The following is a 15,255-nucleotide window of genomic DNA, read 5'->3' on the forward strand; positions in this document are numbered from 1 at the left end:
TGATGAAAATGTGGCAGCAGATATACGATCCGTTTGGGAATCTGTTTATAAGCGCTTTTGCCGCCATTCTGCCGATTCTTTTCTTTCTCCTTGCATTGACCGTGTTGAAGATGAAAGGAATCATCGCGTCATTTTTGACGCTGGCGGTCAGCTTTATTGTAGCTGTGTTCTTTTTTCACATGCCAGCTGCAAAAGCTGTCTCCGCCGTTTTACTTGGAATTGCAAACGGCCTTTGGCCGATCGGATATATTGTCCTGATGGCTGTATGGCTTTACAAAATTTCCGTCAAAACCGGAAAGTTTAAAGTGATCAGAGCGAGCATTGCCGGGATTTCGTCTGACCAGCGGCTTCAGTTATTGCTGATCGGGTTCAGTTTTAACGCCTTTTTGGAAGGCGCGGCAGGCTTCGGTGTGCCGATTGCGATCAGCGCCGTTCTTCTTGTCGAGCTTGGTTTTAAACCTTTGAAAGCGGCATCCCTATGTTTAATTGCAAATGCGGCATCCGGCGCCTTTGGAGCCATCGGAATTCCGGTGATCACAGGAGCGCAGATGGGAGGCTTGACACCGGTTGAGCTTTCCAGAACGCTCGCTTTGATGCTGCCGGTCATTGCTTTCTTTGTCCCGTTCCTGCTCGTTTTCATATTGGACGGGTTTAAAGGAATAAGGGAAACGCTGCCGGCTCTTCTCGTATTAAGTGGAAGCTATACGGCGGTGCAGACTTTAACGATGATTGGATTGGGGCCGGAGCTTGCTGACATTTTGGCCGCTTTAATCAGCATGGGAGCGCTGGCGCTGTTTTTGAAAAAGTGGCAGCCGCGTCACATATACAGGGAAGCCGGGAATGAACATGAACCCGCTGAAAAATATCATGCAGCAGACATTATGAAAGCCTGGTCACCGTTTTATATCTTGACCGCCGTCATTGCGGTGTGGAGCCTCCCAGGTTTCAAAGGGCTTTTTCAGGAAGGCGGATTGCTGAAGCAAACGACGATTTTATTCAACATGCCTTTTCTTCACCGGGAAGTGCTGAAAACGCCGCCGATATCCCCGGAACCGGCACCGCTTGATGCCTTGATGAAGCTTGACCTCATTTCAGCGACGGGTACGGCGATACTGATCGCCGTGATCATCACGATTGTACTGAGCCGAAACATCAGTTTCCGCGGAGGACTCTCCAGTTTGAAAGAGACGGTCAAGGAACTGTGGCTCCCCGTTCTCACCATTTGCTTTGTGATGGGTTTTGCAAACTTGGCCAATTATGCCGGATTGAGTTCAACCATTGGACTGGCGCTCGCCAAAGCAGGGGATATTTTTCCATTCGTCAGTCCTGTATTGGGCTGGATCGGTGTCTTTATCACAGGTTCAGTCGTCAGCAACAATGCCTTATTCGGCCACCTGCAAGCAGTCACCGGCGCGCAAATCGGGACAAGTTCAGCTTTGCTGCTTGCCGCCAATACCGCGGGAGGCGTGATGGCCAAGCTGATCTCACCGCAGTCGATTGCGATTGCAACAGCCGCGGTTCAAGAGACAGGGCAGGAATCAAAGCTTTTCAGCCAAACCGTTAAATACAGCTTGATCCTGCTTTTCATCATTTGCATTTGGACGTTTGCACTTTCAAAGCTTGGCATATAAAGAAGAGCCTTTTCCCGCAATGGGAAAAGGCTTTTTAAGCTGTTTGTTCTATCATGTCCTCTTTTTGAATACATTGTACAAGTTATCCGCGGAAGGGGGACGAGATATGATAAACATCTTCCTGAGTTATGTGTTTTTGGGTTTGTCATTGGCCGCACCTGTCGGCCCTGTGAATGCGGCGCAGATCGACAGGGGCATGAAAGGCGGATTCTTTCATGCCTGGCTGTTTGGACTTGGCGCTGTGACGGCGGATGTCTTATATATGGCTTTAATCTACTTTGGAGTCGCTCAATTTTTGACAGCGCCATTCTTAAAAACGTTTTTATGGCTGTTTGGTTTTTTTGTTTTGACCTACACGGGAATCGAGAGTCTGGTCAAGGCGAAGGAAGTATCGCTGATGAGAGGTTCGGGAGAGAAAGGTTCATACCGCAAATCTTTCTTGTCTGGGCTGGTGATCTCCCTTTCAAACCCGTTAAGCATCATGTTTTGGCTCGGCATTTACGGAAGCATTTTGGCGAAAACGGTAGAGACGTACGAATCATACCAGCTGCTGATCTGCAGTTCAGGCATTTTAATCGGACTTTTTCTGTGGGACTTGGCCATGTCTTTTCTTGCAGGGACATTCAGAACATTTTTAAGCCCGCGGATGATCCAGGCAACGACTTGGCTCGCGGGCATCAGTCTGATTGTTTTCGGATGTTACTTCGGCTATCAGGGGATGCTCGAACTGCTGAAGGCGGGAGGCTGATTATGTCTGCCCGTTTTTCTCTTCCTGATGCGCCCACCTTTTTTTCATCAGCAACGTCACAGCAGCAATAACGGCAAGAAACAGAAGGCTCACAAAAAAACCGGGCCTGCTGTTTTTTTCAAATAACGTACCCGAAACGGCAAATAAAATCAGGACGAGTGCTGTGACAATCTGGACATTCCCTTTCATTTTCGGCTTTGTGAGCTTTTTGCTGGAAAGCAGGATGAACATCCAGTTATAGAGCAGCATTAAGCTGGCGGCCGTCGTCATGTGTTCATAAAGCTGCTTCGGCAAGAGCAGCGACAGGACGATGGAAGCAGCGAGAACGAGCACCGTCAAGCCGAGTGCCGGCCACGATACTTTCGCCTTTTCTTTTTTCGCAAAGCAGGCGGGAGCATCACCGTTTTTCGCCATTGTTCCCATCAGTGTGGTGACAGCAAACAAGGAAGCGGTCAGCGTTGAAAAACCGGCGATAATAAAAATGCCGTTGAAAATATCCATGATCAAATCGAGATGAAAGTCTTTTAATGACGTAATAAACGGGCTGTTCTGTTCGGTAAATGCCCCGCGGGGTACAAGGAGCATGGCCAGCCCGATCGATGCGACGTAGATCACAGCAAGGGTTATGAGCATCAGGCTGCCTGACTTTGATGAATCTTTCGGGTCTTTTAAGTGAATCGCCATCAGACCCATGACTTCGATTCCCCCATAGGCGTAAAATGTGTAAATCAACCCTGTCCACAACCCCATAAAGCCGAAAGGAAACAATTCGTGAACCCGGTCAGGGAACTGTACTTCAGGCGTTTTCCCGGGCAGCAGCCCGCACAATGCCAAGACAGCGATGATGATAAACATTAAGATGGCCGCCGTTTTCAACACGGCCAGTATGTTTTCCGTTTTTTCAAAACTGCTGCGCCCTGTGAAAATGACGATCAGTCCGAGAATCGCATAAATGGAAGCGAACACCCACAGCGGAATCTGGTTAAACCAATGGCGCGTGAACAGGGAAATCGCCGTCAACTGGCTCCCGATGATCAGCATTTCCGATGACCAGTAGACCCAGCCATTGCTAAACCCCGCCCAATTGCCGAAGGCCTCTCTGGCGTAAGAACAAAAAGACCCTTCAACAGGATGATCTGCCGTTAATTTCGCCAGCTGCTGAAAGACAAGAAAAGTGCCAAGGGCAGCAAGAAGAAAGGCGGCCAATACGGAAAAGCCGCTTTTCTTAATCGCGATGCTTGAGCCGAGAAAAAACCCGGTTCCAATTGTGCAGCCGACCCCGATCATGGACAGCTGCCACCATTTTAAATCTCCTTTTTTCGCTTGTTGTTTCATCGTTTCAACCCCTCTAATCTTCTTGTTATTTTGCCAGGGGGCACTGTTTTTATTCGCGAAGGGGGGAAGGTTCTTTGCGCACCTCAATATTCACTTTGAAATGGGACATATGCTATAGTTAAAGACATAATCATTACGGTTCATTCAGTCAAAAGGAGGAATGACGGATGACTTTACAAGAAAAAATCATGCAGGAACTGAATGTAAAGCCTTCTATCGAACCGAAACAGGAAATTGAAAAAAGGGTCGGTTTTTTAAAAAGCTATTTGAAAAAAACGGGTGCCAAAGGCTTTGTTTTAGGCATCAGCGGAGGACAGGACTCCACATTGGCGGGCAGGCTTGCCCAGCTGGCTGTTGAAGAATTGAGAGAAGAAGGCGTTCAGGCGGAATTTATTGCGGTCCGCTTGCCTTACGGTGTTCAGCAGGATGAAGATGACGCTCAGCTGGCGCTGAAATTTATCCAGCCGGACAAGTCTTTTGCTTTTGACATTGCTTCAACTGTAGGCTCGTTTGCTGCTCAATATCAGGCAGTCACGGGAGAGGCGCTTGCCGATTTTCACAAAGGCAATGTAAAAGCGAGAGTCCGGATGATCACCCAATATGCGATCGGGGGTCAAAATCAGCTGCTGGTGATCGGAACAGATCATGCTGCAGAAGCTGTTACCGGATTTTTCACGAAATACGGAGACGGGGGCGCAGACCTTTTGCCGCTTACAGGACTGACAAAACGCCAGGGCAGAAGCCTGCTGGAAGAGCTGGGAGCGCCGGAGCGGCTTTATACGAAGTCCCCGACCGCCGATTTGCTTGATGAAAAACCTCAGCAATCCGATGAAACAGAGCTCGGCCTGACGTATGATAACATTGACGACTACCTTGAAGGAAAAGCCGTCTCCAGCGAGGTGGCAGAGGCCATCGAAAAACGCTATAAGGTATCCGAGCACAAACGCCAAGTCCCTGCTTCAATGTTTGACGACTGGTGGAAATAAGCAAAAAGAGGCTGACTTCAGCCTCTTTTTTATTAACAGGCACCCTATATCATTACAGATGGATTTGTCATATACTTAAGATATTTGATTCCTTTATGCAAGGAGGAGTAGAAGCTGGAAATGAATGCCGCAAAGAATATTGTGCTGATCGGGTTTATGGGCGTCGGAAAAACAACCATCGGTCAGCTTGTGTCAAAGAAATTAGCCCGTGACTTTATCGATATCGACCACGAGATCGAAAAAGACTTTCAAATGACCATTCCGGAGATGTTTCAGCAAAAAGGGGAAGCGTTTTTCAGACAGACTGAAAAAGAATATATTTTTCAGATGTGCGAACATACAATGGGCAACATCGTGTCTTTAGGGGGCGGCGCTTTTCAACAGGAGGAAATCAGAAAGAAGTGCCTCGAACACTGCTTCGTCATCTTTCTTGATTTAACATGGGAGAATTGGAAGCAGCGGATGGATCTCTTAGTTGAAAACAGGCCGGTTCTTCATAACCGCACAATCGAAGAAATGAAACAGCTGTTCAATGAGAGAAAGAGCATCTATGCATTCCACCACTTAAAAGTGGAAACAGATAACCGGTCTGCCGAAGAAACGGCCGACTATATTGTGGAGATGCTAAAGCTTGGTCCATCTTAAACAAACGTTTAATTAAGCTGTTTTTGTTTAAATATACCGGAATAAGCAAAGAGCCAATGATCTGTCTGATCATTGGCTCTTTCCGTTATACGCATGGGATGAATGCCGGATTTTTCAGTCTTGTTTGACCGTTTGTCCATTTGATACATTATAGAGGCTCGGGATAGGCAGCACGTTTCGCCCCGCCGCCACTTCCCTGGATAAGATTTTTCTTGCTCTGCGGCCGCAAAAAAGTCGCTTATTGCCGGATCGGACACTATAATGTAAATAATAGAAACGATAGACTGGCGGTGCACATATCATGAAACAGCGAATTCAAGAAGAACTGAAAAACATTGAAGCAACATATGGTGTTAAAATCCTTTATGCTGTTGAATCGGGCAGCAGGGCATGGGGCTTTCCCTCGCAGGACAGTGATTACGACGTCAGATTTATTTATGTCCATCAAAAAGACTGGTATCTGTCAATTGATGCAAAGCGCGATGTGATTGAACTGCCGATTGACGATTCTCTCGATATCAGCGGCTGGGAGCTGACAAAAGCGTTAAGACTGTTCCGGAAATCAAATCCTCCGCTCCTCGAATGGCTCTCTTCGGGAACCGTTTATTATGAAGCCTATTCGCTGGCAGAAAAAATGAGGCAGCTTAAAAGCCGCGCCTTTTCTCCAGTCTCCTGCATGTACCATTATCTCAATATGGCATCAGGGAATTTCCGAGACTACCTGCAGCGGGAAGAAGTGAAAATCAAAAAATATTTTTATGTACTCCGCCCGATTCTGGCGTGCCAGTGGATCGAAAGCCGCCGGACGGTTCCTCCGATTGAATTTCAGGATTTGCTTGACGAACTTATGGAAGACGGACCGCTGAAAACGGAAATCCATCAGCTGCTTGAGAGGAAAAAGAAAGGGGAGGAGTTCAATCTTGAACCTCAAAATCCCATCCTCCACGCATTTATTAAGAGTGAATTGGAGCGGCTTCAGCAGGTTGCCAAAGCATATAAAACGGATCATGAAGATCTGACGCAGGAGCTTGACCGGCTGTTTAGAGAAACGCTAGACGAGGTGTGGGCATAACATGATATTCCCTTTAAGTATTCTTAAAGGGTTTTTTCTTTGCATTCATAGGGAAATGGTTGAGTATAACAGAAAGCGTTTTCAAATTAAGCGGCACGGAACGGCAGACAGGGCATTCGCAAAAACGGGTTCGCCGAAAACGCATCCTTTTCTTTACCGAAGTTTCTTCCTGATTCTATTGTCGTATACCATCCAAGTTTTAGGAAGAAAGTTTCTTAAAAAATCCCAGCAGATGTAAAACATTGTGGAAAAACCACAAAAATCGTCAGCTTTTTTGTTTTTTCGAAATATTGTGAATCGGCCCTTGGCTCTTATAAAATTAAGAATATAAAGAAATATTTCATGAGATGGCGGGGTGTGAGTAATGGAAGTGATAACAAGAGACTTTTTCCTATTCTTATCTAAAAGCAGCATCCTGAATCGCCTGGCGAGAAATTGGGGGAGTTCCGTCGCGACCGGAAAAATTATCGGAGGAAAAGATTTTGAAGCTTCAATTCCGATTATTAAGGGGCTGAACGAACAAGGGTTGACTGTAACAGTTGATCATTTGGGCGAATTTGTAGACAGCAGGGAAGTCGCAAGGGAACGCACGCAGGAATGCATTCGGGCCATTCAGCTGATTGCTCAGGAACAGCTTAATTCACATGTTTCATTAAAGATGACGTCACTGGGACTCGATATTGACCTTGACCTTGTCAGGGATAATATGACCAGCATTCTGGAATGTGCCGAACAGCACCAAGTGATGGTCACAATCGATATGGAAGATGAAGTGCGCTGCCAAAAGACGCTTGACCTCTTTAAGGAGTTCAGGCAGAAATACGAGTATGTCAGTACTGTCCTGCAGGCCTACTTGTACCGGACCGAACAGGATTTGGAGGAGCTTAATCCGTATAATCCGTTTTTCCGTCTTGTGAAGGGAGCTTATAAAGAATCGCCACAAGTGGCGTTTCCTGACAAAAAAGATGTGGATGAGAATTACAAAAAGCTCATTAAAAAGCAGCTGCTGAGCGGCCATTACACAGCCATCGCAACTCATGACGACAAGATGATTGATTACACCAAAGAAATTGCGAAAGAGCATCAAATCGGCAAAGACCGCTTCGAGTTTCAAATGCTGTACGGGATGCGCAACAAAACTCAGCTGGAACTGGTGAAGGAAGGCTACAATATGCGCGTGTATCTTCCTTACGGAGACGACTGGTACGGATACTTTATGAGACGGCTTGCCGAGCGGCCTGCCAACATCGCTTTTGCGTTTAAAGGCATGACGAAGAAATAAAACGATAAAAAGGGGAGATTAGCATGACAACACCTTACAAACACGAACCATTTACAAATTTCGGGATCGAAGAAAACCGGAAGGCATTCGAAAAAGCTCTGGAAACGGTAAATAACGAATGGCTGGGTCAGTCCTATCCTCTTGTTATCGATGGAGAAAGGTATGAAACGGAAGACAAGATCGTATCGATCAATCCTGCAAACAAAGAAGAAGTTGTAGGCACGGTATCCAAGGCTACTCAGGATCATGCGGAAAAGGCCATTCAGGCGGCTGCGAAAGCGTTTGAAACTTGGAGATACACAGATCCTGAAGAAAGAGCGGCTGTTTTATTCCGCGCGGCTGCCAATGTGCGCCGCAAAAAGCATGAGTTCTCTGCGCTTCTAGTTAAAGAAGCAGGAAAACCTTGGAATGAAGCGGATGCGGATACGGCAGAAGCGATCGATTTTATGGAATATTATGCGCGGCAAATGATTGAGCTTGCGAAAGGAAAGCCGGTTAACAGCCGTGAAGGCGAACGAAATCAATATGTGTACACACCGACTGGTGTTACGGTTGTTATTCCGCCTTGGAACTTCCTGTTCGCGATCATGGCCGGAACGACGGTTGCGCCGATCGTGACAGGAAACACGGTTGTTCTGAAGCCTGCAAGCGCAGCGCCTGTCATTGCTGCCAAGTTCGTTGAAGTGCTTGAAGAAAGCGGTCTTCCAAAAGGAGTAGTCAACTTCGTCCCTGGAAGCGGAGCTGAAGTCGGAGATTACCTGGTGGATCATCCGAAAACAAGCATCATTACGTTTACCGGTTCAAGGGAAGTCGGAACGCGCATTTTTGAGCGTGCAGCGAAGGTTCAGCCTGGTCAGACACACTTAAAACAAGTGATTGCTGAGATGGGCGGAAAAGATACGGTTGTCGTTGATGAAGACTGCGATATTGAATTGGCTGCACAATCAATTTTCACATCTGCCTTCGGCTTTGCAGGCCAAAAATGTTCAGCAGGTTCACGGGCTGTCGTGCATGAAAAGGTATATGACGAAGTATTGAAGCGCGTGATCGAAATTACGGAGTCCAAGAAAGTCGGAGAGCCTGACAGCGCGGACGTTTACATGGGACCTGTCATCGACCAGGCATCCTTTAACAAAATCATGGACTATATCGAAATCGGAAAAGAAGAAGGCCGCTTAGTCAGCGGAGGAAAAGGCGATGATTCAAAAGGCTACTTCATCGATCCGACGATCTTTGCCGATCTAGATCCGAAAGCTCGGTTAATGCAGGAAGAAATTTTCGGACCTGTTGTTGCTTTCTCAAAAGTCAGCAGCTTTGATGAGGCGCTGGAAGTTGCCAACAACACCGAATACGGCCTGACAGGCGCGGTCATTACTAAAAACCGCGACCATATCAACAGGGCAAAACAAGAATTCCATGTCGGAAATCTGTATTTCAACCGCAACTGTACAGGGGCGATCGTCGGCTACCATCCGTTTGGCGGTTTCAAAATGTCGGGAACCGATTCTAAAGCGGGCGGACCTGATTATCTTGCGCTTCACATGCAGGCGAAAACGATCAGCGAAACGTTTTAAGGTGTAAGAAAAGGGGTTAAACAGGGGACGAAGGCAGCCTATGAAAGGCTGCCTTCAAAAAAAGAGAAATTAGTCTAAAAATTTAGATAAACGGCATCTTGGGGGGAGATTCTTATTCAGAACGTACAATTGATCATTTCCATCGTGATTTACATGGTAGGGATGCTTTATATTGGGTATTACGCTTACAAACGGACAGCAAACCTCTCAGACTATATGCTTGGCGGACGGACGCTCGGGCCTGCTGTCACGGCGCTTAGCGCCGGCGCATCAGACATGAGCGGCTGGCTTTTGATGGGGCTGCCGGGCGCCATGTTTGCAACAGGCCTGAGCGGTTCATGGATTGTCATCGGCCTTGTACTCGGCGCATGGGCGAACTGGATTTTTGTGGCGCCGCGTTTGAGGTCATACACCGAGGTAGCAGGCAATTCGATCACCATCCCTGCATTTTTAGAAAACCGCTTTCATGACAAATCAAAGATCCTGCGAATATTTTCCGGAGTCGTCATTATTACCTTTTTTACGTTTTATGTATCATCAGGAATGGTTTCCGGCGGCGTTTTATTTAACAGCATGTTTAATTTGGATTACCATACAGGGCTGTGGCTCATTTCGGGAGTCGTCGTGGCTTACACGCTTTTCGGCGGGTTTTTGGCAGTCAGCTGGACGGACTTTGTCCAGGGCATCATTATGTTTGTCGCGTTAATTCTTGTTCCGATTGTGACCGTCATTCAGACGGGAGGACCTGGAGAAGCCTTCAGCGAAATCCAGTCGATCGATCCAAACCTCCTCAATATTTTTAAAGGAACGAGTGTCCTCGGCATCATCTCCTTGTTCGCATGGGGCCTCGGCTACTTTGGACAGCCTCACATTATCGTGCGTTTTATGGCGATATCCTCTGTCAAGGAAACGAAGAAAGCGCGCCGGATCGGCATGGGATGGATGATCTTTTCAAGTGCGGGCGCACTTCTGACCGGATTGCTCGGTATTGCTTATTACTCAAAGAACGGGCTTCACTTGGATGATCCGGAAACCATCTTCATTCAATTGGGGAACATCTTGTTTCACCCTCTGATCACAGGCTTTTTAATCTCGGCGATTTTAGCAGCGGTTATGAGTACTATTTCCTCCCAGCTGCTAGTTACATCAAGTTCTCTAACTGAAGATTTATACAAAACACTATTTAAACGCTCTGCATCTGACAAAGAACTCGTCTTTTTCGGACGGCTTTCTGTTTTGGCGGTTTCCATTGTCGGACTCTGTCTCGCCTGGACGAAAAACAATACGATTCTCGGTCTTGTCAGCTATGCTTGGGCGGGTTTCGGCGCGTCGTTCGGCCCTGTGATCATCTTAAGTTTGTTTTGGAAAAGGATGACAAAATGGGGGGCGCTTGCCGGAATGGTTGCCGGAGCAGTTACCGTCATCATTTGGGCGGAAGCCGGGCTTTCCGATGTTCTTTATGAAATTATTCCGGGCTTTGCCGCCAGCTTGCTGTTTGTATTTGTCGTCAGTCTATTGACGTCAAAACCGGAGCAGCAGGTGCTTGATGAGTTCGAGCAATACAAACAAACACTGTAACGATGATGGAGATGGGGAACTATTCTCCGTCTCTCTTTTTATAGGCCTTCTCCCCCCTTCTAACAGGGGATTGATCCCATTTTTTTAAAAGTCGCATATAAGTCTATACAAGAGTGTAAAGGAGAAGTATGATTAAGTTAAAAACGAGTAGGAGAAAGGATATGGAAGAGCTATTAGAACAAGTTGTTTCTCTTTCAAACATTAATGAGATCATTGACTTTATCAGCGGCGAGCTGAAAAAGCCGGTCATACTGGAAAGCGCAGATTTTTTCTTATTAGCTTATAACTCCTATTATATTAACCATTTTGATGCAGCAAACCAGCAAACGATTTTCTCCAAAAAATGTCCGCTGCCGATCTTTGAAAAATTCGTCGAAGAAGGCATTATTGATCAATTGAAAACGACTCCGACTCCCTTTCGGGTAAAACAGATTGAAGAAATCGGCTTAAACCAGCGGGTTGTCGTCAGCGCCAAGCATAAAGACGAAATTATGGGCTATATCTGGGTGCAGGAGATTGAAGACAATCTGTCTGATGAAGAGCTCGATTTCTTATACCAAGCTTCCTTTCATGTCGGGAAGATCATTTATAAGAAAAAACGCCTCAAACAAGAAAAAGAAGAACAGGCGGAAGAGCTTTACAAAAAGGCAATTAACGATCAGTTTCAAACGGAAAAAGAGCTGAAAGCCGCCGCCGATAAGGCAAGCGTTGTCCTGCCGGCTGTGTTTACGGTCATGGTGCTTCAAGTCGTTGACGGGGAGGATGAACTGCTCGAAGATCTGAAGGAAACGATCCGATCTTATTTAAACCTGAAAGATAACATCAGTCACGTATTGGAGGATCATTCGAATATCGCCATCATTGTCGGCAGTGTGTCGCGCAAGCGTTCCGCGCTGGCCGCGGCCTCAGAACTGATCAACCGTCTGTTGACCCATCTGCGCTCACAAATGCTGCCCCTTATTTTGATCGGGGTCGGCAATGAGTACAGCAGCCTGCTGTCCCTTGGCAGAAGCTACAGAGAGGCGCTCCAAGTGACGAAAGCAGCGGAAATCACGGGAAGCCAGGAACACATTCCCTATGAATATCAAAAGCTCGGGCTTTTCAAATATCTTGACCAAATCGCCGCAAAAAACGATCATCTGCAATATGTAAACCCGGACCTTCAGCTGCTGAAAGAAAAAGATAAAGAAAGCCACACCGAATTTTTAAGAACGCTTGAAATCTATCTCGTCAACAACTGCAAGGTCAAACCATCCGCAGAACAGCTGTTCATCCACCAAAACACGCTCAATTACCGCATTAAACAAATATTAGAAATGACATCGATCGATCTCAATGATTTTAATACAAGATGTCAATTGTTTATCGATTTAATGCTGATGAAGAAAGCAGGCTACAAATCGTAAACAGGAAAAGAAAAGCTGGCACATAAAGTGCCGGCTTTTAATATGTCCGATAAACATAAGGATCTTTCGGTTCTTTTATTGTAGACCAATCCTTCACTTTCAGCACGGGGATCGTAGATTTGAAAGGCTGATAGTATTCGGAAGACAGCGTTCCTTTTACATGAAGCCACTGGTCGTCTTTAATATCCATATTTTCAGGGAACTCGACCAGCATGCCGTAGACTCCCGAGTCGGCGATGCAATGAATGATTCCGAAGCGGAGGACAAACAGCTGTTTGTCACTGATCGCTTCCCCTTTAAAAGCAAAGCCGTCGAACTCGATCGTTCGGTCAAGGAATTCTCCCGGATATTGGTATATCGTTTCCATGCCCTTCAAAAAATCATCGTCTTTTAATGTAATATGCTGTTTTGTTTTATAATTTTTCAGCGCTTTATTCATCAATTCATCGTACCCTTCTTCGCCGTAGTAGATGCTTGTGTCAGGGCGCAGGTATTGGGTTTGGGCATAATGCTCCGGCTGTTCGATCGCTTTGAACGAGAAGCCCTTCGACTTGACGATATTGGAATCGAGCGTCGCTGCCGGCAGAAAAAGTCCGGTGCATAAAGGGAAGATGAACACGAAATAAATAAACATTCTTTTCAGAAAAGGCTTATCTTTTTCATGATCGTGATCATGGCTGCATCCGCAGTCGTGGTCACACCCTTTTTCATCCGAGCCTTTCATATAAATGTAGAATTGCACTGCTGTCAAAATGGCCAGAAGAAAAATAGCGATGTATGAAAGGTAAGCGTATTTCATATTAATATATTTTGTCAGATTGCCGGATGCATGAAGATGAAAAAAGAAAAATGTAAACAACATTAAAATGAATGTGCGAAACATGTTCTCACCCCTTTACCAACAGTGATCCGGCTAAGACAATAACGGCGATGTAGGCGATTAAGACAAACACAAAGCGCTTTTTGAAGATGCCGAGCATCATCAGCAGATTTTTGATGTCCACCATCGCTCCGAATACAAGAAAGGCGATGAGGGAGCCGAGTGAAAACGTGCTGCTGAAAGAAGAAGCAATAAAAGCGTCGACCTCTGAACAAAGGGACAGCACAAATGAAAGCCCCATCATAACGAGGGAGGAAGAAACATCATTTTGCCCGATCGCTAAAAGGGTCGATGTTTTAATATACGTCTGCATCGCTGCTGCGACAAATGCGCCGATGATCAAATATTTTCCGACTGAGAAAAACTCGTCAACTGCATGGCGGAGCGTCCCGCCGAGCTTTTGCAGGAAAGACTGGCTCGCATGGCCATGGTGGTGATGGCCGTGCGTCCCGTTTTCGATCAGCTGATTCCCTTTAAATTGATAAGAGATGATCAGCCCGGCGATAAGAGACACCGCAATCGCCAACCCGCCGCGATAGAACACAACATCCCATTTGTTCCCGAAAGCGATGAATGTCGAGAATAAAACAATCGGATTGATGATCGGGGCCGTTAGCATGAAGGCGACCGCTGCGTGAAGAGGCACTCCCTTTAAAAGCAGCCTGCGGGCAATCGGAACGATGCCGCACTCGCAAGCCGGAAACAATACCCCGGCAAATGTCCCTGACAAAACGGCGAGAAATCGGTTTTTTGGAATGATTCTCGCCATCATCTCCTCTGTTACAAACATTTGAATCAAACCTGATATAAAAACCCCGATTAAGACGAACGGAATCGCTTCTATTAATATACTGATAAATATTGAGTTCAGCTGCAGAAAGGATTGTGAAACCACAAAAAAACCTCCGCGCAAATGCATATTTTTAGTTACAATCTAGCATTATAACATAAATTGAAAAAGCGGTTTTGTGCGGCGGGGTTCAGATAATGGGAGGCGCAGGAGTGACAGAATTAATACACAGCCTTGAAGGGTAATGTTATGATAAGAATATTCAAAAAATGAAAAGAAGAGGGGAAAGACAAGATGCAGCAGCCTTATGATATGCCGCTAGAACAGCTTTATCAGTATAAACCTGAACGGACGGCACCGTCCGATTTCAAAGAGTTCTGGAAGGGTTCATTGGAGGAATTGGCAAATGTAAAAGCGGAGCCTGAGCTTGAACCGCATGAATATCCGGCTGACGGGGTAAAAGTCTACTGGCTTACATACAAAAGCATCGGAGGAGCGCGAATCAAAGGCTGGTACGCAGTACCCGACCGCCAAGGACCGCATCCTGCGATCGTCAAATACCACGGCTATAACGCCAGCTATGACGGAGACATCCACGATATTGTCAATTGGGCTCTTCACGGCTACGCGGCATTCGGTATGCTGGTCCGCGGGCAGAACAGCAGTGAAGATACAGAGATCTCTCTTCACGGAAATGTACCAGGCTGGATGACAAAAGGAATCCTCGATCCGAAAACATATTACTACAGAGGGGTTTATTTAGATGCCGTACGAGCAGTCGAAGTGGTCAGCGGTTTTGCTGAAGTCGATGAAAAGCGGATCGGAGTGATCGGGGCAAGCCAAGGAGGCGGGCTGGCCGTCGCGGTTTCGGCGCTGTCCGGTATTCCAAAAGCAGCCGTGTCCGAATACCCTTATTTAAGCAATTTTCAACGAGCGATCGATACAGCGATCGACCAGCCTTATCTCGAAATCAACTCCTTTTTCAGAAGAAACACCAGCCCGGATATTGAACAGGCGGCCATGCATACCCTGTCTTATTTCGATATCATGAACCTTGCCCAAGAGGTCAAAGCGCCCGTTCTCATGTCGATCGGACTGGTTGACACCATCACACCGCCATCTACCGTCTTTGCGGCTTACAATCACTTGGAAACGGATAAAGAAATAAAAGTGTACCGTTATTTTGGACACGAATACATCCCGCCGTTCCAAACAGAAAAGCTGGCGTTTTTGAGAAAGCATCTGAAATGAATAAAAGTGAACACCCGGTGAAGCCGGGGTTTTTTTATGTCTTGATTTAAGAATATATCGTATTATAAGATATAATT

13 protein-coding genes are annotated in these 15,255 nt (G+C 46.4%); 10 read left to right on the forward strand and 3 right to left on the reverse strand.

The genetic code is table 11. The features are described from left to right. Nucleotides 1-8 precede the first annotated feature (8 nt). Both MKX80_RS02020 and MKX80_RS02025 read left to right on the forward strand, forming a co-directional pair. Nucleotides 9-1,631 (forward strand): L-lactate permease, encoded by a 1,623-nt coding sequence (locus MKX80_RS02020; RefSeq protein ID WP_154996981.1) that lies wholly within the window; start codon nt 9-11, stop codon nt 1,629-1,631. Nucleotides 1,632-1,740: 109 nt separating this feature from the next. Then, entirely contained in the window at nt 1,741-2,379 is a 639-nt protein-coding gene (locus tag MKX80_RS02025) for a LysE family translocator (RefSeq protein ID WP_234113133.1), read from the forward strand. On the opposite strand, the gene MKX80_RS02030 is transcribed toward MKX80_RS02025, so the two are convergent. Beyond that, entirely contained in the window at nt 2,380-3,714 is a 1,335-nt protein-coding gene (locus MKX80_RS02030) for an amino acid permease (RefSeq protein WP_154996949.1), read from the reverse strand. A gap of 167 nt (nt 3,715-3,881) precedes the next feature. On the opposite strand from MKX80_RS02030, the gene nadE reads away from it, so the two are divergent. From nadE to MKX80_RS02065, 7 genes are all read left to right on the forward strand, one after another. Continuing rightward, nucleotides 3,882-4,700, forward strand: coding sequence for an ammonia-dependent NAD(+) synthetase (gene nadE, locus MKX80_RS02035; RefSeq protein ID WP_268293063.1), 819 nt, complete (start codon nt 3,882-3,884; stop codon nt 4,698-4,700). Between the two features lie 120 nt (nt 4,701-4,820). Continuing rightward, nucleotides 4,821-5,345, forward strand: a complete 525-nt coding sequence (locus MKX80_RS02040) for a shikimate kinase (protein WP_216930735.1) — start codon at nt 4,821-4,823, stop codon at nt 5,343-5,345. Between the two features lie 301 nt (nt 5,346-5,646). After that, nucleotides 5,647-6,417: a nucleotidyltransferase domain-containing protein gene (locus MKX80_RS02045; RefSeq protein ID WP_268293061.1), complete on the forward strand. Its 771-nt coding sequence runs from the start codon at nt 5,647-5,649 to the stop codon at nt 6,415-6,417. Nucleotides 6,418-6,787: 370 nt separating this feature from the next. Next, the gene (locus tag MKX80_RS02050; protein WP_268293145.1) at nt 6,788-7,699 is read left to right on the forward strand and encodes a proline dehydrogenase; all 912 of its coding nucleotides are present in this window, start codon (nt 6,788-6,790) and stop codon (nt 7,697-7,699) included. 23 nt (nt 7,700-7,722) lie between these two features. Then, complete coding sequence (pruA, locus tag MKX80_RS02055) at nt 7,723-9,273, forward strand: L-glutamate gamma-semialdehyde dehydrogenase (RefSeq protein WP_075753795.1); 1,551 nt, start codon at nt 7,723-7,725, stop codon at nt 9,271-9,273. Between the two features lie 129 nt (nt 9,274-9,402). Next, on the forward strand, nt 9,403-10,851 hold the full coding sequence (putP, locus tag MKX80_RS02060; RefSeq protein WP_154996960.1) for a sodium/proline symporter PutP: 1,449 nt from the start codon (nt 9,403-9,405) through the stop codon (nt 10,849-10,851). A 161-nt stretch (nt 10,852-11,012) separates the two neighbouring features. After that, nucleotides 11,013-12,257 carry a PucR family transcriptional regulator gene (locus MKX80_RS02065; RefSeq protein ID WP_182069380.1) on the forward strand — a complete coding sequence of 415 codons (1,245 nt, stop codon included), beginning with the start codon at nt 11,013-11,015 and terminating at the stop codon, nt 12,255-12,257. A gap of 37 nt (nt 12,258-12,294) precedes the next feature. On the opposite strand, the gene MKX80_RS02070 is transcribed toward MKX80_RS02065, so the two are convergent. Both MKX80_RS02070 and MKX80_RS02075 read right to left on the reverse strand, forming a co-directional pair. Then, on the reverse strand, nt 12,295-13,140 hold the full coding sequence (locus MKX80_RS02070; RefSeq protein ID WP_182069378.1) for a TIGR03943 family protein: 846 nt from the start codon (nt 13,138-13,140) through the stop codon (nt 12,295-12,297). 4 nt (nt 13,141-13,144) lie between these two features. After that, nucleotides 13,145-14,056, reverse strand: coding sequence for a permease (locus MKX80_RS02075; RefSeq protein ID WP_216930742.1), 912 nt, complete (start codon nt 14,054-14,056; stop codon nt 13,145-13,147). A gap of 165 nt (nt 14,057-14,221) precedes the next feature. Between MKX80_RS02075 and MKX80_RS02080 the strand changes: the two genes are divergently transcribed. Then, entirely contained in the window at nt 14,222-15,178 is a 957-nt protein-coding gene (locus tag MKX80_RS02080; RefSeq protein ID WP_154996968.1) for an acetylxylan esterase, read from the forward strand. The last annotated feature ends 77 nt before the right edge of the window (nt 15,179-15,255 follow it).

Origin of the sequence: Bacillus sp. FSL K6-0972 (assembly GCF_037976035.1) — a bacterium.
GTDB classification, from domain to species: domain Bacteria; phylum Bacillota; class Bacilli; order Bacillales; family Bacillaceae; genus Bacillus; species Bacillus haynesii.